Annotated in this window: 24 protein-coding genes and 1 pseudogene; 16 read left to right on the top strand and 9 right to left on the bottom strand. The window is 37.5% G+C overall.

Annotated features, from left to right (window positions below; all coding sequences use genetic code 11):
• The first annotated feature begins 86 nt into the window (after positions 1-86).
• From I5515_RS06490 to putP, 4 genes are all read left to right on the top strand, one after another.
• Positions 87-1,112 carry an AraC family transcriptional regulator gene (locus I5515_RS06490; protein ID WP_199965307.1) on the top strand — a complete coding sequence of 342 codons (1,026 nt, stop codon included), beginning with the start codon at positions 87-89 and terminating at the stop codon, positions 1,110-1,112.
• Between the two features lie 37 nt (positions 1,113-1,149).
• A complete protein-coding gene (gcvH, locus tag I5515_RS06485) occupies positions 1,150-1,524 on the top strand; it encodes a glycine cleavage system protein GcvH (RefSeq protein WP_199965306.1) in 375 nt (124 codons plus the stop codon).
• A gap of 101 nt (positions 1,525-1,625) precedes the next feature.
• Complete coding sequence (locus I5515_RS06480) at positions 1,626-2,333, top strand: SIR2 family NAD-dependent protein deacylase (protein WP_199965305.1); 708 nt, start codon at positions 1,626-1,628, stop codon at positions 2,331-2,333.
• A 401-nt stretch (positions 2,334-2,734) separates the two neighbouring features.
• Positions 2,735-4,225, top strand: coding sequence for a sodium/proline symporter PutP (gene putP / locus I5515_RS06475; RefSeq protein ID WP_199965304.1), 1,491 nt, complete (start codon positions 2,735-2,737; stop codon positions 4,223-4,225).
• Positions 4,226-4,258: 33 nt separating this feature from the next.
• Here the strand turns inward: putP and I5515_RS06470 are convergent, their stop codons facing one another.
• Positions 4,259-4,747 (bottom strand): Lrp/AsnC ligand binding domain-containing protein, encoded by a 489-nt coding sequence (locus tag I5515_RS06470; protein ID WP_199965303.1) that lies wholly within the window; start codon positions 4,745-4,747, stop codon positions 4,259-4,261.
• Between the two features lie 124 nt (positions 4,748-4,871).
• Between I5515_RS06470 and putA the strand changes: the two genes are divergently transcribed.
• The 4 genes and pseudogenes from putA to I5515_RS06450 all read left to right on the top strand — a co-directional run bounded on the left by putA (position 4,872) and on the right by I5515_RS06450 (position 10,658).
• The gene (gene putA / locus I5515_RS06465; RefSeq protein WP_199965302.1) at positions 4,872-8,624 is read left to right on the top strand and encodes a trifunctional transcriptional regulator/proline dehydrogenase/L-glutamate gamma-semialdehyde dehydrogenase; all 3,753 of its coding nucleotides are present in this window, start codon (positions 4,872-4,874) and stop codon (positions 8,622-8,624) included.
• Positions 8,625-8,729: 105 nt separating this feature from the next.
• Positions 8,730-8,993, top strand: a pseudogene (locus I5515_RS06460) (hypothetical protein).
• 100 nt (positions 8,994-9,093) lie between these two features.
• A complete protein-coding gene (trmA, locus tag I5515_RS06455; protein ID WP_199965301.1) occupies positions 9,094-10,179 on the top strand; it encodes a tRNA (uridine(54)-C5)-methyltransferase TrmA in 1,086 nt (361 codons plus the stop codon).
• Between the two features lie 248 nt (positions 10,180-10,427).
• Entirely contained in the window at positions 10,428-10,658 is a 231-nt protein-coding gene (locus I5515_RS06450; protein WP_199965300.1) for a hypothetical protein, read from the top strand.
• Positions 10,659-10,688: 30 nt separating this feature from the next.
• On the opposite strand, the gene I5515_RS06445 is transcribed toward I5515_RS06450, so the two are convergent.
• A complete protein-coding gene (locus I5515_RS06445; protein ID WP_199965299.1) occupies positions 10,689-11,435 on the bottom strand; it encodes a phosphodiester glycosidase family protein in 747 nt (248 codons plus the stop codon).
• 193 nt (positions 11,436-11,628) lie between these two features.
• Between I5515_RS06445 and I5515_RS06440 the strand changes: the two genes are divergently transcribed.
• On the top strand, positions 11,629-12,219 hold the full coding sequence (locus tag I5515_RS06440; protein WP_199965298.1) for a lecithin retinol acyltransferase family protein: 591 nt from the start codon (positions 11,629-11,631) through the stop codon (positions 12,217-12,219).
• 42 nt (positions 12,220-12,261) lie between these two features.
• On the opposite strand, the gene I5515_RS06435 is transcribed toward I5515_RS06440, so the two are convergent.
• A complete protein-coding gene (locus I5515_RS06435) occupies positions 12,262-12,843 on the bottom strand; it encodes a YceI family protein (RefSeq protein ID WP_068566101.1) in 582 nt (193 codons plus the stop codon).
• 218 nt (positions 12,844-13,061) lie between these two features.
• On the opposite strand from I5515_RS06435, the gene I5515_RS06430 reads away from it, so the two are divergent.
• On the top strand, positions 13,062-13,469 hold the full coding sequence (locus I5515_RS06430) for an OsmC family protein (protein WP_199965297.1): 408 nt from the start codon (positions 13,062-13,064) through the stop codon (positions 13,467-13,469).
• A gap of 56 nt (positions 13,470-13,525) precedes the next feature.
• On the opposite strand, the gene tkt is transcribed toward I5515_RS06430, so the two are convergent.
• Complete coding sequence (gene tkt, locus I5515_RS06425; protein ID WP_199965296.1) at positions 13,526-15,514, bottom strand: transketolase; 1,989 nt, start codon at positions 15,512-15,514, stop codon at positions 13,526-13,528.
• A 538-nt stretch (positions 15,515-16,052) separates the two neighbouring features.
• On the opposite strand from tkt, the gene metK reads away from it, so the two are divergent.
• On the top strand, positions 16,053-17,219 hold the full coding sequence (gene metK / locus I5515_RS06420) for a methionine adenosyltransferase (protein ID WP_199965295.1): 1,167 nt from the start codon (positions 16,053-16,055) through the stop codon (positions 17,217-17,219).
• Between the two features lie 124 nt (positions 17,220-17,343).
• On the opposite strand, the gene I5515_RS06415 is transcribed toward metK, so the two are convergent.
• Positions 17,344-17,592 carry a hypothetical protein gene (locus I5515_RS06415; protein WP_199965294.1) on the bottom strand — a complete coding sequence of 83 codons (249 nt, stop codon included), beginning with the start codon at positions 17,590-17,592 and terminating at the stop codon, positions 17,344-17,346.
• A gap of 258 nt (positions 17,593-17,850) precedes the next feature.
• Between I5515_RS06415 and I5515_RS06410 the strand changes: the two genes are divergently transcribed.
• Positions 17,851-18,045: a hypothetical protein gene (locus I5515_RS06410; protein WP_199965293.1), complete on the top strand. Its 195-nt coding sequence runs from the start codon at positions 17,851-17,853 to the stop codon at positions 18,043-18,045.
• Between the two features lie 60 nt (positions 18,046-18,105).
• On the opposite strand, the gene I5515_RS06405 is transcribed toward I5515_RS06410, so the two are convergent.
• Positions 18,106-18,669, bottom strand: coding sequence for an FxsA family protein (locus I5515_RS06405; RefSeq protein WP_199965292.1), 564 nt, complete (start codon positions 18,667-18,669; stop codon positions 18,106-18,108).
• A 497-nt stretch (positions 18,670-19,166) separates the two neighbouring features.
• Here I5515_RS06405 and blaOXA point away from each other — a divergent pair, with 497 nt between their 5' ends.
• Positions 19,167-19,988 carry an OXA-213 family carbapenem-hydrolyzing class D beta-lactamase gene (gene blaOXA, locus I5515_RS06400; protein ID WP_199965291.1) on the top strand — a complete coding sequence of 274 codons (822 nt, stop codon included), beginning with the start codon at positions 19,167-19,169 and terminating at the stop codon, positions 19,986-19,988.
• 70 nt (positions 19,989-20,058) lie between these two features.
• Here blaOXA and I5515_RS06395 read toward each other — a convergent pair whose 3' ends face one another.
• Both I5515_RS06395 and I5515_RS06390 read right to left on the bottom strand, forming a co-directional pair.
• Positions 20,059-20,604, bottom strand: a complete 546-nt coding sequence (locus I5515_RS06395; protein ID WP_199965290.1) for a GNAT family N-acetyltransferase — start codon at positions 20,602-20,604, stop codon at positions 20,059-20,061.
• Positions 20,601-21,194 carry a helix-turn-helix domain-containing protein gene (locus I5515_RS06390; RefSeq protein WP_199965289.1) on the bottom strand — a complete coding sequence of 198 codons (594 nt, stop codon included), beginning with the start codon at positions 21,192-21,194 and terminating at the stop codon, positions 20,601-20,603. The genes I5515_RS06395 and I5515_RS06390 overlap by 4 nt, the downstream gene beginning before the upstream one ends.
• Positions 21,195-21,433: 239 nt before the next feature.
• On the opposite strand from I5515_RS06390, the gene ruvC reads away from it, so the two are divergent.
• A complete protein-coding gene (gene ruvC, locus I5515_RS06385; RefSeq protein WP_016138349.1) occupies positions 21,434-21,979 on the top strand; it encodes a crossover junction endodeoxyribonuclease RuvC in 546 nt (181 codons plus the stop codon).
• A 4-nt stretch (positions 21,980-21,983) separates the two neighbouring features.
• On the opposite strand, the gene I5515_RS06380 is transcribed toward ruvC, so the two are convergent.
• On the bottom strand, positions 21,984-23,444 hold the full coding sequence (locus tag I5515_RS06380) for an NAD(P)H-hydrate dehydratase (protein ID WP_199965288.1): 1,461 nt from the start codon (positions 23,442-23,444) through the stop codon (positions 21,984-21,986).
• 26 nt (positions 23,445-23,470) lie between these two features.
• Here I5515_RS06380 and queG point away from each other — a divergent pair, with 26 nt between their 5' ends.
• Positions 23,471-24,571 carry a tRNA epoxyqueuosine(34) reductase QueG gene (gene queG, locus I5515_RS06375; protein ID WP_199965519.1) on the top strand — a complete coding sequence of 367 codons (1,101 nt, stop codon included), beginning with the start codon at positions 23,471-23,473 and terminating at the stop codon, positions 24,569-24,571.
• 87 nt (positions 24,572-24,658) lie between these two features.
• Positions 24,659-25,648, top strand: a complete 990-nt coding sequence (gene bioB / locus I5515_RS06370; RefSeq protein WP_199965287.1) for a biotin synthase BioB — start codon at positions 24,659-24,661, stop codon at positions 25,646-25,648.
• Positions 25,649-25,652 lie beyond the last annotated feature (4 nt).

Genomic DNA, 25,652 nt, shown 5'->3' with positions numbered 1-25,652 from the left:
AACAGTTTTTATAAACTCAGATTATATTTCATGACAATATGTGTAAGAAATGCATGTGAAAAATTGATGAGAGCAATGGAACGCATATGAAAATTACCTCAGCTCGTCAAGATCAGGGTATTCCAGGTGTCTATGGCTTATTGCTATTAGATGTTGTTTCACGTTGGGGATACAACGATGAAACATTATTTGCTCCATTTCATCTTACCAGCGAGCAACTGGCTGACCCTGACTATCGTATTTCTACACCAGTAGCAAATGAACTGGTTAAACACGCTCTTAATTTAACTGGTGAAACTACTTTGGGTTACCATATTGGTACTCAAATGCGTATTTCAATTCATGGTTTCATTGGCTATGCAATTATGACAGCCAAAGACATTACAGAAGCAATTGCGCTTGCAGCACGCTTTATTCAACTACGCTTGCCCTTTTTACAATTATATTTCTCAACTTTTGGCCCTAAGGCTACCTTGCAATTACAGTGTGATATTGAACTTGAGCCTTTACGTACAGAAATCGTTTTAGGTTTAACTATTGGTATCATGAGTATGGCGAAAGCCATGACGGGTATTGAAGATTTAGCTGGTGATGTAGATTTAGATTTCCCAGAACCCGAAGGTTTTGACAAATATAGAAATAAACTAAGTAGCACTATTCGCTTTAATCAACCACATTTAATTTCAAGTTTTGATAAAAAATATCTAGGACTTAAATTAATTAATTCAGATCCAATCGCCAGTCAAGTTGCCATTAATCAATGTGAAGCTGAACTTTCTGCTTTGGGTGAGCGTCGTCGTTTAGCAATGCGAGTTCGCGATATTTTAAGTAATTCTGAACAACATTACTTAAGCATTGAAAATGTAGCAGAATACCTACATATGTCAGATCGCACACTTAAACGTCAGTTGGCCGCAGAAGGAACTTCATTTTCTACATTAGTTGATGAAGTACGCTATCGGCATGCAACATCTCTGCTTTCGCGTACAGATTATAGTCTTGAACAGATTGCAGACGAACTTGGTTATTCAGACGTTGCAAATTTTAGCCGTGCTTTTAAACGCTGGAGCGGCCGCAGTCCGAGCAACTGGCGTAAAGACCCATACTTATAATTTTTAAAACTATTGGACACAAGCTTAAGGAGTTACCATGAATCATCCTTCGGAACTGAAGTATGCACGTACACATGAGTGGGTAAAAATTGAAGGTGATCTTGTTATTACAGGAATTACTGACCACGCACAAGATGAACTTGGCGATTTGGTTTACGTTGAAACTCCAGCAGTTGGTAGTCAAGTTACAGCAGGCGAACAAGCTGGAGTTGTTGAATCAGTAAAAACTGCTTCTGACATCCATGCTCCTGTTTCAGGCACTGTAGTAGAAGTAAATGTTGACCTTGAAGATGATCCTGATTTTGTAAATGACGATCCATACGGTAAAGGCTGGATTTATAAAATCAAACCAGACAATATTGCAGATGTTGAAAAACTTTTAACAAATGCAGAATATGAAGCTGGCCTATAAGATAGGTATAGTTTTCAATATTTAATAAAAAAACCAGTTTAGATTTAGACTGGTTTTTTTCTTTGTTCATACAATTAATTTGAAGTCAGTTATCTGATTGGGTGACCTATATGACAAAACTTGTTGTGTTCTCTGGCGCGGGTATGAGTGCCGAAAGTGGAATTAGCACTTTTCGTGATAGTAATGGTCTATGGGAAAATTATGACATTCAGCAAGTTGCTACACCTGAAGCATGGAGGAAAAATCCAGCTTTAGTTCAACGCTTTTATAATGAACGACGTAAAAATATCTTAGAGTCTGAACCTAATTCAGCTCATCAATATATTTTCAAACTACAAGATTATTTTGATGTAGAAGTTATTACTCAAAACATTGATGATTTGCATGAACGCGCGGGAAGCTCCAACGTTTTACATTTGCATGGAAACATTCGGTTAGCAAAAAGTTCAGGTCCAAATGCACAATTCACTACTCAGTTTTATGAGGTTAAAGGTTGGAAATTAGACTTAGAGCGTGACTTTTGCCCAGATGGCTACCCTCTTCGCCCACATGTTGTTTGGTTTGGTGAAGCTGTCCCTGCTTATGAAGAAGCAATTAGGCTTGTGCAAAGTGCAGATATTTTTATTGTAATTGGATCGACATTAAGCGTATATCCGGTTGCAGGTTTAGTGCATGAAATTTCAGATCAATGTAAAGCTTATTATATAGATCCCAAAACAGATCATGTCCGTGTTCCTCAACAATACGAATTGTTAAAGATACCAGCCACTCAAGGAATGCATAAAATTTTCGAGAATTTAACTAATTAAGTGCTATTTTTAAGGACTAAATAAACTTAATTTGAATGAAAACTATTATTTTTTGGATAAAATTTCCTAACATTGTTCTAATTTCACACAATAAAATTTTGCTCTTCGCGCTCTTTATAACTAAATATCGAGTTATTTTTTTTAAAACTTGTTTTTCTCAAAATAATTTAAAAAAATAAAATATTAAAAATATCATAAGCAAATGATTAGTAATATATTTTTTTAGTTTGTAATTTTATTTACAGTGATTTACGCAAAGATACAAAAAATACAATACAAAAACAACAGAGCAAAAAAAATCTTTTGTGGTTGAATCTCAACCTCTTGAATGCCGTACAAGAAAACAGCGACCTGGATTAGGTTACAATCACGGATTATGGATATAAGGACACACATCCATCATGAGTTATTTTGATCCCACCCTCATCATGTTTATGGTGTACATCGTAGCAATGGTACTTATTGGCTTATTTGCCTACCGTGCTACAAGCGACTTCTCAGATTATATTCTCGGTGGTCGTAGTTTAGGCAGTTTTGTTACTGCATTATCCGCAGGCGCATCAGACATGAGTGGTTGGCTACTCATGGGTTTACCAGGAGCGATTTATCTTTCTGGTTTATCTGAAGCGTGGATTGCAATTGGTCTAATTATCGGTGCTTGGCTTAACTGGCTACTGGTTGCTGGTCGATTACGCGTTCATACTGAAATCCAAAATAATGCATTAACTTTGCCAGATTATTTTACAAGCCGTTTTGATGACCAGAAAAAAATACTTCGTATATTCTCGGCGGTTATTATTTTAGTTTTCTTCGCTATTTACTGTGCTTCTGGCATGGTAGCGGGCGCCCGTTTGTTTGAAAACTTATTCGGTATGTCATATAACACAGCTATTTGGCTCAGTGCTATTGCGACAATCAGTTATGTTTGTATTGGTGGATTCTTAGCAATCAGCTGGACGGATACATTCCAAGCAGGACTAATGATTTTTGCCCTGATATTAACACCAATCGTGACTTATCTGGCGATCGGGGACACAACTCATTTTGTTACCCTCATTGAAACTGCACGTCCGCATGCATTTAATCTCATCTCAGATTTTGGTGTGGTAGCTGTTTTATCCTCCATGGCATGGGGACTTGGTTACTTTGGTCAACCACACATCCTTGTACGTTTCATGGCAGCCGACTCAGTAAAATCAATTCCTGCTGCTCGTCGTATCGGTATGACATGGATGATTTTATGCTTAATGGGTGCTGTAGGTGCTGGTTTCTTCGGTATTGCTTATTTTGAGCAACACCCTGAATTAGCAGCAGTTGTAAGCAAAAATCCTGAAACTGTATTTATGGAATTGACTAAAATTTTATTCAATCCATGGATTGTGGGTATCATTTTGGCTGCAATTTTAGCTGCTGTTATGAGCACGTTAAGCTGTCAACTTTTGGTATGTTCAAGTGCCTTAACTGAAGATTTATACAAAGGTTTCCTTCGTAAAAATGCATCTCAAAAAGAACTTGTATGGGTTGGCCGTGTAATGGTTCTTGTCATTGCTGTTCTTGCTATCGTTCTTGCAGGGAACCCAGATAGTAAGGTTCTTGGTCTTGTTGCTTATGCTTGGGCTGGCTTCGGTGCAGCGTTTGGTCCGCTTATCATCTTGTCATTGTTCTGGAAACGTATGAATTTACAAGGTGCTTTAGCAGGTATGATCGTTGGTGCAGTTGTAGTTATTGGCTGGAAAAATCTTTTCGCAGGCACTGGTGTTTACGAAATCATTCCTGGCTTTATCCTTGCGTTTATCAGCATCATTGTTGTTAGTCTTTTAACCAAAGCGCCAAATACCACAGTAACTGGACGCTTTGAACAAGCAGATAAACTCTACAAAGAAAGCGTATAAATCATTGAAATAAATAAAGGGGCTTCGGCCTCTTTATTTATTTTTAATTTTGATTTTAATTTTTGAAGTATCTTTTACTACCTGCATCACTGGGTAACTCCGGGTTTCTTTTACCCCAGGTAACTGCCATAACACCTGCCCCGCAATGCGTCTAAATTCTTCCATACTGCCACTTCGTAATTTAATTAAAAAATCGAAGCCTCCACTTACCATGTGACATTCAACAATCTCTGGATAGTGCACCACAGCATCAATAAATTCATCTAAAACATTTGGTGTTGTTTTATCCAGTAATACCTCAACAAACACCAGAAAATTAGCATTTAAATTAACAGGGTTTAACTTAGCCTCGTATCCCAAAATGAATTCATCTTTTGTTAGCTTTTGAACTCGTGCCATCACAGCAGTTGGAGATAAATTCACAAGCTCGGCTAATTTACTGTTCGAAATACGCCCATCTGTTTGAAGAATATCCAAAATTTTTAAATCAGTGCGATCAAGGCTTAATAACGGGCCATTCATCTGAATTTTCCTCTAAAAAATGGGGCAAATATAGTGAGTTATTCGGTGTTTCTTCTGTAATGATAAATTATCTAAACCTCTCTACTCAAGATATTTGTACGAGAGTCGGTTGTCGGAAACAGATATGAATACAATGGATACTTTTCATCAAATGGATAAATCTCACCAAGGCTATATCACCGAATTCAACGATAAAAGTGAGTTTGAACAACGCATTAATACAGCTTGGCGCCGTGCTGAACCAGAAGCTGTAGAAGAGCTGTTACAAGCTGCCGCGGTATCTGATGATTTAGATCATAAAATTTATGACCTTGCTTTTAATCTTGCCCATAACTTACGTGAACGTAAGACCTCTTCGGGTAAGGCTGGTATTGTTCAAGGGTTATTACAGGAATTCTCTCTTTCTTCACAAGAAGGGGTGGCATTGATGTGTCTTGCCGAAGCTTTGCTTCGTATTCCAGACTCAGCAACACGTGACTTACTCATTCGAGATAAAATCAATCAAGGCAACTGGAAAGAACATGTTGGTCACAGCAGCTTAATGTTTGTAAATGCTGCGGCATGGGGCCTCATGTTAACTGGCAAGCTGATGGAAACTCCAAAGCAAACCAGTCTTTCAAGCGTACTTACTGGCTTGTTGGCGCGTAGTGGCCGTGGCATTATTCGTAAAGCAGTTGACGTTGCAATGCGCATGATGGGCGAACAGTTTGTTACTGGTGAAACCATTGAAGAAGCTGTTGATCATGCGAAAGTGCTTGAAGATAAAGGTTTTCGCTATTCATATGATATGTTAGGTGAAGCAGCTCTAACCGACCATGATGCTGAACGTTACTTTAACGATTATACGCAAGCCATCCATGCAATTGGCAAAGCGTCTAACGGTAAAGGCGTTTATGATGGTCCTGGTATTTCAATTAAACTTTCCGCTTTACATCCTCGTTACCAACGTGCACAAATCGAACGCGTTCACCAAGAGCTTTACGGCAAAGTATTTGAACTTGCTCGCTTAGCTAAACAGTACAACATTGGTTTAAATATCGATGCAGAAGAATCAGAGCGTTTAGAAATTTCTCTTGAATTGCTTGAACGCCTTTGCTTTGAGCCAGAACTTGCAAACTGGAAAGGCATTGGTTTCGTAATCCAAGCTTACCAAAAACGCTGTTTCTTTGTCGTAGATTATATTATTGATCTTGCTAAACGCAGCCAAAAGCGCCTCATGATCCGCCTTGTGAAAGGTGCGTATTGGGATAGTGAAATTAAGAAAGCGCAAATCGATGGTATGGATGACTATCCTGTCTTCACGCGTAAAGTACATACTGATTTATCTTATATTGCTTGTGCTAAAAAATTACTTGCTGCACCAGAGTTTATCTATCCGCAATTTGCGACTCATAACGCTCAAACATTGGCAACAATCTATCATTTAGCTGACCCAAGCAAATATTATGCTGGTCAATATGAGTTCCAATGTTTGCACGGTATGGGTGAACCACTTTACGAACAAGTTGTTGGCCCACGCGAGCAAAATAAATTAGGCGTACCATGCCGTATTTATGCTCCAGTTGGTAACCATGAAACTTTACTGGCTTACTTAGTTCGTCGTTTACTTGAAAATGGTGCGAATACTTCATTTGTTAACCGTATTGCGGATAAAACACTTAAAGTTGAAGATCTCATTCAGTCTCCAATTTACGATATTCGTAATACAGCTAAACTTGAAGGTTTGGTCGGTTTAAAACACCCATCTATTCCATTACCTTTAGATATGTATGGATCACTCCGTAAAAACTCTAAAGGATATGATTTAGCAAATGATGCTCCACTTGAAGCTTTAGACAGCACGGCTCAACAACTCCGCAATCGTATTTGGCAAAGCCATCCATTATTGGCAAATAACGATTCGTTAGATCAAGGCCATTCCATTGCAATTACAAACCCAGCACAAAATGATGAAATTGTTGGTCATGTACAAGAAGCTGATCTGAAGCATGTTGAAATTGCACTTAATGCCGCTGAACAAGCTCAATCTGAATGGTCAAATACATCTAAAGATCAACGTGCTCAATACTTAAAACGTGCAGCAGACCTCATGGAAGGTCGTATGCAAGAACTTATGGTTCTTCTCTGCCGCGAAAGTGGTAAAACTTATGCAAATGCGATTGCAGAAGTTCGTGAAGCTGTAGATTTCTTACGTTACTATGCTACTCAAGTTGAGAATCTTCCTGCAAATACAACAATTCAGCCTTTAGGTACTGTACTTTGTATTAGTCCATGGAACTTCCCTCTTGCAATTTTCTCAGGTCAAATTGCAGCTGCATTAGTAAGTGGTAACTGTGTTATTGCTAAACCTGCTGAGCAGACACCATTAATTGCGGCTCAAGCAGTTCAAATTTTATGGGAAGCTGGTATTCCACATGGTGCAGTACAGCTACTTCCTGGCCGCGGTGAAACAGTTGGTGCTCAGCTTAGCCAAGATAGCCGCATTGATGGCATCATGTTTACTGGTTCAACTGAAGTTGCAAAAATTTTACAGAAAACCGTTGCGAAACGTTTATCTGAAAATGGCCAATCCATTCCTCTCATTGCAGAAACTGGTGGTCAAAATGCAATGATTGTGGACTCATCAGCTTTAACTGAACAAGTCGTACTTGATGTGGTTAGTTCAGCTTTTGATAGCGCTGGTCAACGTTGCTCTGCTTTACGTATTTTATGTGTGCAAGAAGATAGTGCTGCAAGCGTCGTAAAAATGCTTAAAGGTGCAATGCAACAGTTGATCGTAGGTAATCCTGCGATTTTGAAAACTGACATTGGTCCTGTTATTGATGATGAAGCAAAACAGACGATCGACCAGCACATTCAAAAAATGAAGTCTAAAGGCTATCCAGTACACCAGCTCATGTTTGGTGGAACAAGCCAACATGAATTAGATAAAGGAACTTTTGTTGTACCAACAGCAATTGAATTACCTAACCTTGATGACTTACAACGTGAAGTCTTTGGTCCCGTTTTACACATCATTACCTATAAGTATGGTGAGCTCGAACAACTCATCTCGCGAATTAATGCCAAAGGTTATGGTTTAACAATGGGTCTGCATACCCGTATTGATGAAACTATCCAAACAGTCATTCAACATGCTGAAGTTGGTAACCTTTATATCAACCGTAATATTGTGGGTGCTGTTGTAGGTGTTCAACCATTTGGTGGTGAAGGTTTATCTGGTACTGGTCCAAAAGCTGGCGGCCCTCTTTACATGTACCGCTTAATGCAGCATTGTTCAAACAAAGTATTGGCAACACCATTTGCTATGAAGACTGAGCAAACTGCTTTTGAAGGCTTTAACCGTGAGGTTTATCAGAGCTTACAAAATTGGGTAAAACAACATTTACCGCAAGCAAATCGTGATATTGGACCATTTGGTGTTGGTAAGTTCTATGAGTTACAAGGCCCTACTGGGGAAAGTAACCAATATATTATTTTGCCACGTCATCGGGTTCTTTCTATTGCAGATACTGAAGAAAATCAATTGCATCAATTGCTCGCAATTTTCGCAGTTGGTAGTCAAGCTGCGGTAATGCCGAACAGTCCATTCTTGGCAAAACATAAACAAACTTTGCCAAAAGATGTGCTTGCTGCAATTACTACGGTCAAAAACATCAGTTCAGATGATTTTGATGCTGTTCTGCATCATGGTAACCGTGAAGAAATCTTCTCATTACAGCAAGAAATTGCTACGCGTTCTGGAGCAATTGTGGGTATTACCCATGTTGAGTCAAATGATAATATTCCACTTGAGCGTTTAGTGATTGAACGTGCAATTAGTGTGAATACAGCTGCGGCTGGTGGTAACGCAAGCTTAATGACAATGTCTGACTAACCCATGATTTTCTAAAAAAGCCCAAATCTTAGTATTTGGGCTTTTTTATTTAATAAACTAATCTATTCTTAAATATATAAGTTTTATAAATTTGAGATTCTAATAATGATCTTTTTAGAACCAGAACAATATCAACAAAAATGCGCTCAGCTTTTTAATTCATATCAAAAAGATGTTTCTACACTTCTACCATTTGCCAAAATTGAGCATATTAGTGCATCTGCAATACCTAATGCGATTTCAAAAGGTGATTTAGAGTAGATATTTATTGAATATAATCAATTAAAATTACAGTGTAATCATTTAGATCAAGATAGAACAATCAAATCAAATTTTATTAGTCGCGTTTTGAAACATCCTGAATTTTAACAATAGTTTTCCTTATTGATATCTAGCTAAAATTGGCTCCTGTAACCTCGTTTTTTTTGATACCATTCACTATTTGATTCTGTCTAAATTTTCTTTGTCTATGACCTCTTCTTATCATCAACAACTTCAAACTAAAATTGACCGCATTACTGCCCAATTTTCTGAATTTACTCCACCTACATTAGAAGTGTTTGAGTCACCTGAACAACACTTCCGTATGCGTGCTGAGTTTCGTATCTGGCATACAGAAAATGACATGTTCTATGCCATGTTTGAACGTAACGATGATGACAAACAGAAAACCGTTGTACGCATTGATGAGTTTCCGATTGCGGACCAAAGCATTAATGATTTAATGCCGAAACTTTTGGAAGAACTCAAAGCGGAACCCAAGCTTTCTAGCCGTATATTTGAAGCTGATTTCCTCGCTACACTTAGCGGAGAAATGTTAGTTACCTTAATCTACCACCGTAAATTAGATCAAGAATGGGAACAGGCAGCTAAAGCACTTGCTGAGAAGTTAGACATTAAAATTATGGGCCGCAGTCGTGGCCAGAAAATTATTATTGGCGATGATTTCGTCGTTGAAGAATTTGAACTTTTAAACCGCTCATTTAAATACAAACAAATTGAAAGTAGCTTTACTCAGCCTAACGCACAAGTTTGCAAAAAGATGCTGCAATGGGCATGTGATGCTGCTGAAGGATCGAAAAAACACTTATTAGAACTTTATTGTGGCAATGGTAACTTTACTCTTCCCCTTTCTTTAAAGTTTGAACGTGTTCTAGCGACAGAACTTGCAAAATCTTCGGTTTATGCTGCTCAATGGAACATAGAACAAAACCAGATTAATAACATTCAAGTAGCCCGTCTTTCAGCTGAAGAATTTACTCAAGCCTATCAGGGTGAGCGCGAATTCCGCCGCTTACAAGAAGCCAATATTGATATCCAGAGTTATGACTTTGATACCGTATTTGTTGATCCCCCACGCGCAGGGATTGATGATGAAACTTTAAAATTATTACAAGGCTTTGAGCGTATTATTTATATATCATGCAACCCAGATACCCTATATGAAAATTTAAAAATATTAGGTTTAACTCATCGTATTACCAAGTTTGCATTGTTCGATCAGTTCCCATATACCCATCATGTTGAATCAGGTGTATTACTTGAGAAAATTTAAACAAAAGATTTCATTGTAAATTTTTAAATAAGGAGGTTATATATCTCCTTATTTTTTAAATATTTTTTATTTAATCATTTAAGTTTTTAAAAAATATCAAGTCATCTATCTGTCATAATTTCGTTTAACTCGAGTATTCCTATCGAAAATTCTTGAGTTCAATTGGTGGTTTTATCACTTATAGAGGCTTGTATTTTATTTTAAATTGGCTATATTTCGAGCTATGTTAAGTTGTATATGAAGGCTCTATGAGTTTTTGGCAAAAGCTGTTCTTAGCAGATCAACAGCATAACGAGCATAAAAACCAAACTGCTTGTATTGAAAATGACTGCTCATGTAAAACAAATGAACAACTTCTAAGCGCTCTTGCATTAGCAACAGATGAAGATGTCATTAAGGGAATCAAAAAAGTTCTTATTTCCCGTGGTTATAGCCGAAAAGAGTTAAATGAACTCACTCAAAAACCATCTATTCACTAATAGAAAAGCCAGTCTTGTACTGGCTTTTTTTCACTTTAAACTGCAACCTGTCTGATCTACCCAACCAATAATTGGTCCCATTTCAAATTGTTGATCATTACGATTGTCTTTTTGAACATATAAACTAGAAATAGAACCATCAAGATATAAAGCCTGCTCTACCCTAAGATTTCTTTGAAAAAATTGAGCAAATTTATAAAAACTCACCCTATTTTTCGATATTACAAAGTAGAGTTTATTATTCCGAACACCAACTCCATTACGAATTTTATTTGATTGAGAGTCGGGTAAAAAAAGGGAATTTATCTTTCCATCAATAACTAACATCGGGCCAGATTGTGTCGCATAATCAACGTTGAAATCTCGTCGGCTATATTGCTGCGTTGTTAAAATAAAGGCCTGTTTTTTATTCCAACCTAACACACCATTGGGTTGTAAAAAGAAATTTCCCAATCCTTTATCTTCATTTAAGGGCCGAATTAACTTAGCTTGTTCAACATACAGTCCTACTGGAGAAAATCCTGGATGGAACATACCTGCATTCATTGCGAAAGAAAGTCGTTCACATTGCTTTAAATGTTCCTGAATATTGTTAAAGCTTTTGTAATACTGTTGATTAGTGGGATTCTTAAGAAACAAACGTAGCTGTTTTAAATTGCTAATTACAACCACATCATATTGATCACCTTCCATTGTTTTAACTTGCTTGTGTTCTATAGCATAGACAGACTGAATCAAAAGCCCATATAAGGTTAAGCACCACATCAACCATTTCATTTAATATCACCAGACATGACTTTTTTCCTTCATATTAAATCTTTAAATTATATACAATAAGCACAAATAGATTGGGTATGTACCAAACTCATTCATTCGACGTAATCAATACACTCCACATAGCTGATATTGGTTATAATGTTGGGCAGCTTTTCAATAAAAGCCATTTACACTTTATTGGATCAGCGTAAGCATGCAACAACAAAATAAGCGCTACCCCCTAGGGGCTCATCTCATCGTAAGACATCTCGGCTATAGCCATCATGGTATATACGCAGGGAGAGGTCGAGTTATCCATTATTCAGGCTTAGCGCATTTCATAAAAAAACGCCCGATTGAAATCACTTCAATAGATGCATTCTCGCATGGCAAAAAAATACACGTTCGCTCTTATGACACGCCACGCTATAAAGGAAAAGCTGTTGTGCGCCGGATGCGTTCACGTATGCATGAAAACCATTACCATCTGATTATTAATAACTGCGAACATTTATGTAGTTGGGCAATTACCGGAATTGAAAGTAGTACCCAAGTTGAACGTATGATGCATCGATTAACGACGATTGGCTATGTAAGTTCAATCATGAGTTATATGAATGGTATGATGCTCACTGTTGCAACTACATGTTTTGCTCTTGTTCTTTATATTAAAAAGAAATTACGTGATCAGGCAAAAATGAAGGTCCCTACCTATCAATTTCTTAGAGAAAAATCTGAAAAAAGAAATGTAGATCCTGATCAACCTTTAGTGTTTATAGAACCAGATGAAAAAGAACCAATTTAATAAAAAAGCCCTCAAAAATGAGGGCTTTTAGAAACTTAAAGCTTATTTTTTGTCAACTTTTGCTTCAGTCGTAATGTTTACAGTGATCTTATCGCCAACATTCGGCACATAGCTTCCAAGACCAAAGTCAGAACGCTTGAATGAAGTTGTAGCATTAAAACCAATCGCTGGAACTTTTGCCATTGGGTGTTCGCCTTGCTTGTTTAAAACAGCATCAAGTACAACTGGCTTAGTTACGCCTTTAACAGTTAAGTCACCAGTAATTTTAAAGTGCTTTTTGTCTTTGGTTTCAACTTTAGTACTTTTAAACGTAATATTTGGATATTTAGCTGCATTAAACCAAGCTTCTTCTTGGAACTCTTTATCTAAAGCAGGAACGTTTGTATTAACGCTGCTTAAAGGAATAGTTACATTTACAGATGAATTTGCTGGTTTAGCATTATCAACTTTAATTACACCTTGGATATCCGAGAAGTTAGCGCTTGGAGTAGAGAAACCAAAGTGATTCCAAGAGAAAACAGTAGCTGTATGTGTTGGATCAATTTTGTAGTCCACTGGCGCAGCTAAAGTAACTGAACTAGCCAATGCTACTGCCAAACCAAAGCTTAATGTTTTAAGATGCATTTTTCGTATCCTTTATTGATATAGTCGTTAGTGTATACATCAAGTAATTTAATTCACTATTCTTTATAAAACGATATGTTTCATCCATGCAACAATAAAAGCGTTACAGTTATTATTTAAAAACAATATTATGAGATATCGGTATTGTCATACCGTTTTCGAATTCTCAAATTAATTCGTTTTTACTTCGATTTTATTGATCAATAACAAGGTAAAACATGGCTAATACTGCTCAAGCACAAAGTACATCTACTCCATATCGAGTAACCCTTACCGATTCTTCGGGTCATCAATGGTTTGCTGATGAACCTACAGACAAAGGTGGTCTAGATACTGCTCCTAACCCAGTTCAAATATTACTGTCTGCTTTGGGCGCTTGTACCACCATTACACTAGAGATGTATGCAAATCTTAAAGGAATTAAGATTGATCATGTTCAAGTAGACTTAGCTTTAAACCCAAATGGTGAACCAGAGAAAGGTCAAAATAATATTGAACGCAAAATTACTCTAAAGGGTGAATTTACTGAAGATCAACATAAGCGACTTTTAAAAGTTGCCGAAAGCTGCCCTATTCATAAGTTACTGACGTCTCAAATCAATATTCAAACCGAACTTAGTATTTAAAATTTTAAATAAAAAAAGCGCTCCATTAGGAGCGCTTTTTTATACTACTTCAATATTTAAGCAGTTAACTCTTTTACTGCCGCAACAACAGCTTCAGTTGTAATACCAAAGAATTGGAACAAATCTTTTGCTGGGGCAGACTCACCATAAGTTGTCATACCAATCACTTTGCCATCAAGACCAACAAACTTCCACCAGTAATCAACATGAGCAGCTTCAACTGCAACACGCGCACGGATATGAGCTGGTAATACAGCTTCACGATATGCAGCGTCTTGTTTCATAAATTCTTCAGCACATGGCATAGAAACTACACGCACGCCGTCAAGCTGAGCATAAGCTTCCATTGCTAAAGAAATTTCAGAACCAGTTGCAATAATAATTGCTTTTAATTCGCCTTTTTCTTGAGCAAGAACGTAACCACCTTTTGCAACGTTTTGAATTTGTTCTTCAGAACGTGTTTGGAATGGTAAGTTTTGACGAGAGAAAATAAGTGCTGTAGGGCCATCTTTACGCTCTAAAGCAGATTTCCATGCAGTAGCAGTTTCTACTGTATCAGCAGGACGCCATGTATTTAGGTTAGGTGTACCACGTAAAGAAGCAATTTGTTCGATTGGTTGGTGAGTTGGACCATCTTCACCCAAACCAATTGAGTCATGTGTATAAACATGAATTACACGTTGTTTCATCAATGCAGACATACGTACTGCATTACGCGCATATTCCATAAACATTAAGAATGTTGCAACGTAAGGAACAAAACCACCATGCAATGCAACGCCATTCGCAATTGCAGTCATACCGAACTCACGTACGCCATAATATACGTAGTTACCAGCTGGGTTTTCTTGAATGCCTTGGCAACCTTTCCAAAGCGTTAAGTTAGAACCAGCTAAGTCAGCAGAACCACCTAGCAATTCAGGCAATAAAGGACCAAATGCTTGTAATGTATTTTGGCTCGCTTTACGTGTAGCGATTGTTTCGCCTTTCGCATTTGTTTCACGAATGAATGCATCTGCTTGTGCAGCAAACTCTGCTGGTAAGTCACCGCTAATACGACGAAGTAACTCAGCTGCTTCAGTTGGATATTTTGCTTGATATTGTGCAAACACTATATTCCAAGCTGCTTCAGATTCACTACCCTTTGCTTTAGCATCCCATGCAGCATATACATCAGCAGGAATAACAAATGCTTCTTCTTTCCAGCCTAATGCTTCACGAGTTAAAGTAATTTCATCTTTACCTAATGGTGCACCATGACAGTCTTCTTTACCCTGCTTATTTGGTGAACCTAAACCAATAATGGTTTTACACATAATAATGGTTGGTTTTTGAGTTTCAGCTTTTGCTTCGATTGTTGCTTGACGAATCGCATCAGCATCATGCCCATCTACACGAAGAACTTGCCAACCATAGGCTTTAAAGCGCTCTTCTGTATCATCGCTGAACCAGCCTTCTACTTCACCATCAATTGAAATGCCATTATCATCATAATAAGCAATCAATTTGCCAAGTTGTAATGTGCCCGCTAAAGAACATACTTCGTGAGAAATACCTTCCATTAGACAGCCATCGCCCAAGAAACAGTAAGTGAAATGGTCTACAACGTTTAAATCATCTTTATTAAACTGAGCAGCCAAAGTTTTTTCTGCTAAAGCAAAACCAACAGCATTAGCAATACCTTGACCTAAAGGACCAGTTGTTGTTTCTACACCCGGCGCATAACCATATTCAGGATGGCCCGGAGTTCTAGAATGCAATTGACGGAACTGTTTTAAATCTTCAATTGAAAGATCATAACCTGTTAAATGAAGCAAAGCATATTGCAACATTGAACCATGGCCGTTTGATAAAACAAAACGGTCGCGATTTGCCCATTGTGGATTAGTTGGGTTGTGATTTAAAAACTCGCGCCAGACGACGTCAGCAATATCTGCCATCCCCATTGGAGCACCAGGATGCCCTGAGTTTGCCTGTTGCACAGCATCCATTGCCAATACACGAATTGCATTTGCAATACGACGTTCGTTTAAAGGGGTCGTCATAAGATCAGAATCCAATTTTAATAGATTGATGAAAAGAAGAAGATGAATAACAATTCAATGCCGCTATATTGTCTTAAAAAAAAGGCTGAGGGTAAACCCCAACACAGTATATTTCTTTATTTTTAACCGTTTCTTGGTTACACAAAAAACATTTAGACCTTTAAGTTATACAAAACATTGCTCATTTTCTTAAATACGACCTAAATATGCGAACAGGTAATTCTATTAGACTTTGATATATGGGCAAAATATTTTGAAAACTCTCTCTAGATTGATCATGTTTCTTTTCTTTAAAATCCTACTTGTAGGACACAATCTTTTTGTTAAATCATATGTCTAAAAAACGCACTAACAACAAGTTATTAAAATACCAATACTTTAAATTAACATTCTTTATATCAATTTTACTAATACACTTATCAATTAAAACACAGTATAAATGAAACAAATTCATGCTTTTTGGTCAGTATGAACTGGTCCTTAAGCTCAAGTCGATGTAACATATTATGTCTTTTGAAATAACCAAGATAGGACTTTCATGCGCGAGTACGCTGTTTTTACCTCGGAATCTGTAAGCGAAGGTCATCCCGATAAAATGGCCGACCAAATTAGCGACGCTATTTTGGATGCAATCTTAAAAGAAGACCCATACGCACGTGTTGCTTGTGAAACACTGGTAAAAACAGGCGCTGTTGTACTTGCTGGTGAAGTAACAACGACTGCTAATATTGATGTTGAAGCTGTTGTTCGTAATACTGTTAACGGTATTGGATACCACCACTCTGATCTTGGCTTTGATGGATCAACATGTGCGGTAATCAATATGATTGGTAAACAATCTCCAGAGATTGCACAAGGTGTAGATCGTCAAAAACCTGAAGATCAAGGTGCCGGTGACCAAGGTTTGATGTTCGGTTATGCAAGCCGTGAAACAGATGTGTTAATGCCTGCTCCGATTTCTTATGCTCACCGTTTAATGGAACGTCAGGCTGAACTTCGTCGCTCAGGCACACTTCCATGGTTACGTCCGGATGCAAAAAGCCAAGTTACTTTTGCATATGAAAATGGCAAGCCTGTACGTCTAGATGCAGTCGTTTTGTCTACTCAACATGATCCTGAAATTACTCAAAGCCAGCTTAAAGAAGCGATCATTGAGGAAATTATCAAGCCGATTATCCCTGCTGAAATGTTCCATGCTGCTACTAAGTTCCATATTAACCCAACTGGCATGTTCGTTATTGGTGGACCTGTGGGTGACTGTGGTTTAACAGGCCGTAAAATTATTGTAGATACTTATGGTGGTATGGCTCGTCACGGCGGTGGTGCTTTCTCTGGTAAAGATCCATCTAAAGTCGACCGTTCTGCGGCATATGCGGGTCGTTACGTTGCAAAAAATATTGTAGCTGCTGGTCTTGCTGACAAATGTGAAATTCAGGTGAGTTACGCAATTGGTGTAGCTGAGCCTACTTCAATTTCAATTAACACGTTCGGTACAGCAAAAGTTTCTGATGAGTTGATTATTCAACTTGTACGTGATCATTTCGATTTAAGACCGTTTGGTATTACTCGCATGTTGGATCTGATTCAACCAATGTATAAACAAACTGCGGCTTATGGCCACTTTGGTCGCGAAGGATCAGACTCTGCATTTACATGGGAAAAAACTGATAAAGTTGATGCCCTTAAAGATGCTGCTGGCCTCTAATATAAATTCATAAAAAAGCCCGCCAATGAGCGGGCTTTTTTATAGTTCAAATTTTATAGTATGTAGGGTTTACTCTTTTAGCAACCATCCGTGATTCCATATCATTTCTAGTTTTGAACAAAATTTATTGTCTTGTCGTTTTATTATCTTGATTTAACACATCAAGTAAAGTTGACTGCATTGGAGTATCTTGATGGTTCTCGACATAAATATGGACAACTTTGAATACGACTACAACCGCTAGACAAGCCATCACACAAAACATCCACAAACCATACGGGCTTCGAATATGTTGCGAACCACAATATGGACATGATTTATCAGTTGATGCCACAACTTTGTCGCAACACGCACAATGGTATTGATATAGCATAAGTAACCCTCCTTCACTCATTTCAACCGTTGTTGTTTTAATAGGTTTGCTACATTTTTAATTTATACATCCTTTATATTTATCCTATGTGAAATGAAAAGATAATTCAATCTGAATGAACAATTGAGTCAATTAAAAAAATATTATTAAAATACAACAATATAAGTTAACTATTATTTTTTGGCACTATTTTTCTTATTTTGATATTTTGTCAAATTTGTTAAAATAAGCGAATAATCTCACATTTTAGGCAAATGCATGTCACATACACAGCTCATTAATAAGGGTGGCTTTCGCGAAAGAGCTAACCGAAGTCGAGGTTATCAACAATCTGAAAACAAGCAAACCGATCTACCTTCGAATAAATATCAACCTCAGTCAAAACCACAAGAAGAAACTAAATTAGAACTGGACGAGACTGATTCATCTACTTCTGTTTGTCAGAATAAATAATAATTTTAGAAATAAAAAAGCTTAAACCTTATGGGTTTAAGCTTTTTTATAAAACATTTATTAATCTTTATTTTTATGCTCTATTTTTTTATGGTCAGGAGTAACATCTCTCGCTTCACCATCAATAATGCTTGAATCATGGTATTGGCCTTGGCCACCGCCCTGCTGATTCTGCATATCTTGCATTTGACGCATTAAATCAGCAAATGGGTTTTGTCCCGAAGCATTACCGCCCATATCACCCATCATTTTATTCATCATAGCTTGTTGGCGTTTTGCCAGAGTTCTCATCGCTATATTACGAAATGCGGTTTGAACGCCAGGGATCAAAATTAAAAGAGCCAAAACATCAGATACAAGACCTGGCAACATTAATAAGAAACCTGCAAAAGCATAAGCAAGTTTTTTAGTCACTGTTGGATCACTACCTAGTTGGCCTGTCATCTGCATTTGCTGTAATTGAGGCATGATGCCAGCAGTACTTCTGCGAATAAGCCCCAAACCAATAAAGAAAGCAATAATGAACCAAAAGAACACATACCATCCACTGATGAACTGTGCTACGCCAATCCATACGGCAATTTCAACAATCGCGCCCAGAACTACAATAAGAAGTAAATTCATGTAAAACTTTATCTATCTCAAAAAGAAAATTCATTGCAGTTTTATTTGACCTAACCTTATTTAAGTTAAAAATAAGGATTAAGCATTCCTCTTAGCACCGATTATTCTGTCTAATTTCTAAAAATCAAAAAAAACGATCGTATCGACAAGAGTCTGCAATACTGGAGTACATTTGATTTTAACTCGATAAAAACAAACATGCTTTATTATTAATGAGTGCTATATCGACTTTATCAAGTGCCACTTCAATCAGATTTGAATTTTTTTACTCTACTTAAGTAAAAACCCCTTTAAAAAGGGCTTTTTATTCAAATAAAGTCTTATCTACTTAGCAAGATTAGAAGCATTTCTTTGTTTATATTTTACTTATTAGCAGACTTTAAAAGTAATGCATCAATATAAAATTTTCTAGATAACTTACATTTCCTCTTACTAAAGGCAGTTCCATTCAAGTTAAATTAATTAATAATACTTCAAAATTAGACTTAGTCAGACTTATGTATAAAAAAGCTCTTATCATTGCAACAGGTTCCCTATTTTTATCTGCCTGCGCCTCTAAAACAGTAGAACATCATCAAATACATTCTATTTCTGTCAATAAAAATTCAGAAGAAATTAAATCGCTGTTTGATCAAGCCCAAACCACAGGTGTTTTGGTTATTAAGCGAGGACAAACAGAAGAAATTTATGGCAATGATCTTAAGAGAGCATCAACAGAGTATGTTCCCGCTTCTACCTTTAAAATGTTAAATGCTTTAATTGGGCTTGAACACTATAAGGTAACTACAACTGAAGTATTTAAATGGGATGGGCAAAAACGTTTATTTCCTGATTGGGAAAAAGACATGACTCTGGGCGATGCAATGAAAGCTTCTGCTATTCCAGTTTATCAAGAATTAGCCCGAAGAATTGGCCTAGATCTTATGTCCAAAGAGGTAAAGCGAATTGGTTTCGGTAATGCTAACATTGGTTCAAAAGTAGATAATTTTTGGCTTGTTGGTCCTCTAAAAATAACACCTCAACAAGAATCGCAATTTGCTTATCAATTAGCCAATAAAACGCTTCCATTTAGTAAAAATGTGCAAGAACAAGTACAATCAATGGTGTTCATAGAAGAAAAAAATGGACGTAAAATTTATGCTAAAAGTGGTTGGGGATGGGATGTTGAACCACAAGTTGGCTGGTTAACCGGTTGGGTCGTTCAACCACAAGGAGAAATTGTAGCGTTTTCACTCAATTTAGAAATGAAAAAAGGAATTCCTAGTTCTATTCGAAAAGAAATTGCTTATAAAGGATTAGAACAACTGGGTATCTTATAAGTTAAACTCTATAGCATTGCCCAGTATAGACTGGGCTATCTCTATAATTTTCAAAATTGAACTAAATTTGTTAGCCATCGACTGGATGTAATGGCGTAGTTAAATTTAACTGATAAAAAGCTGCATCAAGCCATTCCCCAAACTTAAAACCGACTTGTTTAAAAGTGCCAGCATGAGTAAAGCCCATTTTCTTATGTAAACCGATGCTTGCCTGATTGGTCGCATCAATACAACCAATCAATACATGGAGTTCGGCCTCTTGAGCTCGCTGAATCAACTCTTGCATTAAAATTTTACTTAGCCCACAACCCCGATGTTCATAATGAATATAAATACTATGCTCAACGGTATATTTATAGGCAGGAAAAGCCCTAAAGGTTCCCCAGCTCGCGAAACCCAATAACTTGTCTGTCTCATCAACAATGCCAATCACTGGAAAACCATTTTGTCTTTTAACCGAAAACCAATTTTTCATCGACTCTTCAGAGCGCGGCAAATAATCATATAGAGCAGTCGAATTAATAATTGCTTCATTCAAAATATCTAAAATAGCCTTTGCATGATTTGCTTCATGACAATCAATTAAACGTAGATGATGATTAGTATTTTTAATCATGAAAATTCCTTAAGAACAGAAACGAACTCATTGCAAATAACTAAAATATAGCGGGCCGCTTTAGAAGAAGGATTACTATACATAATGGGTTGATCTAATTGCATGGCTAAACAATCACCCTCTTGTAAAGCATAATTTTTTTCACCCAACTGAATATCAATTTGACCTTCTATTACCCACAGTTGCTGTCGTATAGCTTTAGAATTCCCACTTGTTTCATAAGTAATTCGTGAATGAGGGGGAAATTCAATTTCAACAATTTGAAATGGGGACTTCCAATTTGGAGGTGAAATTTGACGGCGTATATAACCTGTTTCTGGGTCTTTCCATTCTGATTGTTTGCTACGCCGAACAATAGGCTGAGGTGATTGATCACCCTGTTGGTTAGCGAAGAGTTGAGTCAAAGGCACATCTAAACCATTTGCCAGCTTTTCAAGGACAACTGCTGTTGGGCTTGCCTCGCCTCTCTCAATTAAAGAAATTGCAGAGCGGCTCACCTGACATCGTGTAGCAAGAACATCTAAGGTATATCCACGGGCTAAACGCAGTTCACGTACTTGCTGTGCAATGCGAATATTAATATCTTCCATATACCCACAAATTTTACGTCCAAAATTATAGACAAATATTCCACTAAACTAGAATCTTGTCAATTATTAAAGAATTTTATCTTTTATAGAAATCTTGAAAATTATTCTTCGTAGCAATCAAAATAGAATCTATTTAAAAAACGAAAAATAACCACTCATAAGTGACTTGCTTAAATAACTCATGCAGATCATATTTTGGTATGTAACAATACCTTTAAATTATTTATGTAAGCCTTCGCATGTCTTTGATTATTGGGATTGACCCTGGTTCACGCTTAACAGGTTATGGAATCATTGAAAAAGATGGTAGCAAACTACGTTTTATCGATGCAGGTACTATTCGAACAGAAACAAAGGAAATGCCCGAACGCTTAAAACGTATTTTTGCTGGTATTGAACGTATTGTTAAATTTCATGGTCCCACCGAAGCTGCCGTTGAACAGGTATTTATGGCTCAAAATCCTGATTCAGCCCTAAAACTTGGACAAGCACGTGGCGCAGCAATAGCCGCTTTAGTTAATTTAGACTTACAAGTTGCAGAATATACCGCCCGTCAAATTAAACAATCTGTTGTCGGTTATGGAGCCGCAGATAAAGAACAAGTACAAATGATGGTCATGCGATTACTTAATCTGACCGTTAAGCCTCAATCCGATGCAGCCGATGCACTAGCAGCAGCAATTTGCCATGCTCATGCATCTGGAAGTATGAGTAAACTCTCTGTCCTTAATGCCTTAGGTGGTATGGCACGTGGCCGAAGCCGCTCTAGCAGTCGTAGACGTTAAAGCTTTATTGGTTCACTACTTGAGTAATTGCCTGATTCATCTCAAAAGCCTGTAAACCACGCATACCTTCTTTTGCCAGTCGGTCACCGGCCTGAGCATGGAGGGTAACAATTTCATGTAATGCAATAGCCTTATGAAATTGTGCTTTTAGACTGGCAATCATTCCAGCTAGTACATCTCCCATTCCTCCAGTTCCCATACCTGCATTACCTTGCATACAAATATAAAGAGCATCTTCTAAAATCAGGCTACCTGCTCCTTTTAGCACCCATTGCCCTGCATATTTTTTTTGTAACGCATAAATTGCAGAGATTCGGTCCGCCTCAATCTGAGTAGTAGAACACTCAAGCAATGTTGCAGCTTCTCCAGGATGGGGCGTTAAATAAATATGTGCATTCAATTTTTGAGGCTGTTTAGCTAAAAACCATAAAGCATCTGCATCTAAAACAATTTCTAGATAAGTACTCTCATTTAATAAATTAAACCAATGTTGGTAGATTTGCTTTGCCCAATCATCACGCCCCAACCCCATTCCGAAACATACTGAATCGACCTGAGATAAAATCTCCTTAATCGACTTTTCATCTAAGCTATTAATATCACGGAGCATAATATTTGGTGAACGAGACAAAATAGCCTGATGATGGTTTTGATGACAAACCACCGTGACTTTACCAGCTCCAGCATGAAAAGCAGCCTCGGCAGCCATAATTACAGCACCACCCATTTGTTCATGTCCACCAACCACTAAGACATGTCCATAGCTTCCCTTATGCCCAAATGCCATACGCTTAGGAAGTTTAATATTTGTTGATGTTAAATAAGCTAACGGTTTCAGCTCTTGGTCTATAGGAATTAAATCAATTAAATGAAGCTTACCTGTGTATTCTTTGCCTTGACCTGTGAATAATCCTGCTTTAAGTCCCAAAACTGTAAATGTATGATCAGCTCGTATTGCACAAGGCAAAGTACGACCTGTATTTGCATGCAAGCCACTTGGAATATCTACAGAAATTTTTAGACCTGTTTGTTCATTAAATTGTTGAATAACCTGTTGCCAATTAGCATTTAATTCGCGATTTAAACCAATACCAAATAAAGCATCAATATGACAATCAAATGTTTTTTTAACATTAAAACCTTGATGAATCGGAACTTTCTTTTCTTGGGCAAATTGCACAGCACAATGAAGACTAGCTGATGAACCTAATTCAGCCGCAAATATTTCAACATGAAATCCCGCTTGTGTTAAATAGCTTGCTAGAAAATAACCATCCCCAGCATTGTTGCCCTGTCCACACCAAATAGCAGCATTCTTAATAGACTGCTCTTTAAAAATTTCAATTAACTGTTGAGCAATTGACCAAGCCGCTTGTTGCATTAAACCTAATGATGAGTTTTGCGCAGCAAACCAGCGTTGCTCCCATGCTTGAATATCATCGCTATGGTAAACTACCGTCTGCATATTATTATCCTCTTTCATTCTGGTTTATGACATCTTCCGACACATCACGCATTGCAGTACAACAATTTGATCTTCATGAATTAAAAGCATGGATCAAGACTCAAGCATTAGACTTGGGTTTTGCTGATTGTGTCATTGCAAAACCAGATGCTCAAGAGCAAATGCCACGTTTTTTAGAATACCTTGAACGTGGTTATCATGCAGATATGACCTATTTAGAAGAAAATCTAGAAAAGCGAGCTGATCCAACCTTATTAGTTCCTGGCACAAAAAGTATTATTTGCGTTCGCATGAACTATTTGGTCGAGTCCCCAAAGCCTCGTTATGTACCTTTTGAACCTAATTCTGCAATTATTGCGCGATATGCACGTGGTCGAGACTACCACAAAGTCATGCGTGGCAGATTGAAAACCCTAGCCACTCGAATTCGTGAAAAAGTTGGTGATTTTGAGTCACGTCCTTTCGCCGATTCAGCCCCTATTTTTGAAAAATCGTTGGCTGAAAATGCCGGAATGGGTTGGACGGGTAAACATACATTGCTCATTCACAAAAAGTCAGGTTCTTTTTTTGTTTTGGGTGAACTATTTACGTCACTAGATTTACCTTTTGATGGACCAACGACTTCCCATTGTGGTTCTTGTAGTGCATGTATTGATATTTGCCCGACGCAAGCAATTGTGGAACCTTATATGCTAGATGCGAGGCGGTGCATTGCTTATCTAACTATCGAATATAAAGGAATTATTGCTGAAGAATTACGTGCAGGTATTGGTAATCGAATTTTTGGTTGCGATGACTGTCAGTTAATTTGCCCGTGGAACAGTTTTGCAAAAACAGCTTCTATTAGCGATTTCAATCCTAGAAATGGATTAGATAATATTAGTCTGCTTGATATCTGGCAGTGGGATGAAACTACTTTTTTAGCAAATACAGAAGGTAGTCCAATTCGCCGAACAGGTTATCAATCATTCAAACGGAATATTGCCATCGGTTTAGGAAATGCACCCTATTCAACGGAAATTGTAGCTCAACTACAAAATGGCAAAATTTTGCATGATGATATTGTCAATGTGCATATTGATTGGGCAATTGAACAACAACTTAATCAACTTAAGCTATCAAATTAAAAAAATGATGTTTTTTGCCCTATAGCTTTAATACGAATTCTGTATGATTATGTGTAGTGAATTAATGCCATCATCATGGATATGACAATGACTCTACGTAATGATTGGAATCGTGAAGAAATCCAAGCTTTATATGAACAACCCTTCTTGGATTTAGTTTTCAAGGCTCAGCAAGTACATCGCGAGCACTTCACTGCCAATGCGATTCAGGTCAGCACCCTTTTATCTATTAAAACGGGTAAATGCCCTGAAGATTGCAAATATTGCTCACAATCTGCACATTACGAATCAAAATTAGAAGCAGAAAAACGTATTGCTGTAGAAAAAGTGATTAGCGAAGCAAAAGCTGCAAAAGATTCAGGTTCTTCACGTTTTTGCATGGGCGCAGCTTGGCGTAACCCGCATGAACGCGATATGCCTTATGTTTTAGAAATGGTACGTGAAGTAAAAGCTTTAGGTCTGGAAACATGTATGACTTTAGGCATGCTTAACCAATCTCAAGCAGAGCGCCTACAAGTTGCTGGTTTAGATTATTACAATCACAACCTAGATACATCTCGTGAGTATTACTCTCACATCATTAGCACGCGTACTTTTGATGATCGTTTAAATACCCTAGATTATGTTCGCCAAGCTGGAATGAAAGTTTGTAGTGGCGGTATTGTTGGTTTAGGCGAAAGTCGTGAAGACCGTGTTGGTTTATTGCACGAATTAGCTACTCTACCAATTCATCCTGAATCTGTGCCAATCAACATGCTTGTTCCAATTGAAGGAACACCTTTAGCAGATGTTGAAAAGCTTGATGTAATTGAATGGATTCGTACTATTGCAGTTGCGCGTATTATTATGCCGCATAGCTATATTCGTTTATCTGCTGGTCGTGAGTCATTAAGTGATTCAGATCAAGCATTAGCATTTATGGCAGGCGCAAATTCATTATTCTCTGGTGATAAATTACTTACCACACCAAATGCAGGTGAAGGTAAAGACCAAGCGTTGTTTAATAAACTGGGCTTAACCGCAGAAAAACCAAAACCAGCTGTTGCTGACTTATCAGTAAATGCCATGAGTGCATAACTCA

Origin of the sequence: Acinetobacter calcoaceticus, from assembly GCF_016508255.1 — a bacterium.
GTDB classification, from domain to species: Bacteria; Pseudomonadota; Gammaproteobacteria; order Pseudomonadales; family Moraxellaceae; genus Acinetobacter; species Acinetobacter calcoaceticus_E.
Note: the sequence above shows the minus strand (reverse complement) of the source record. Positions and strands in the feature narration are given on the sequence as shown.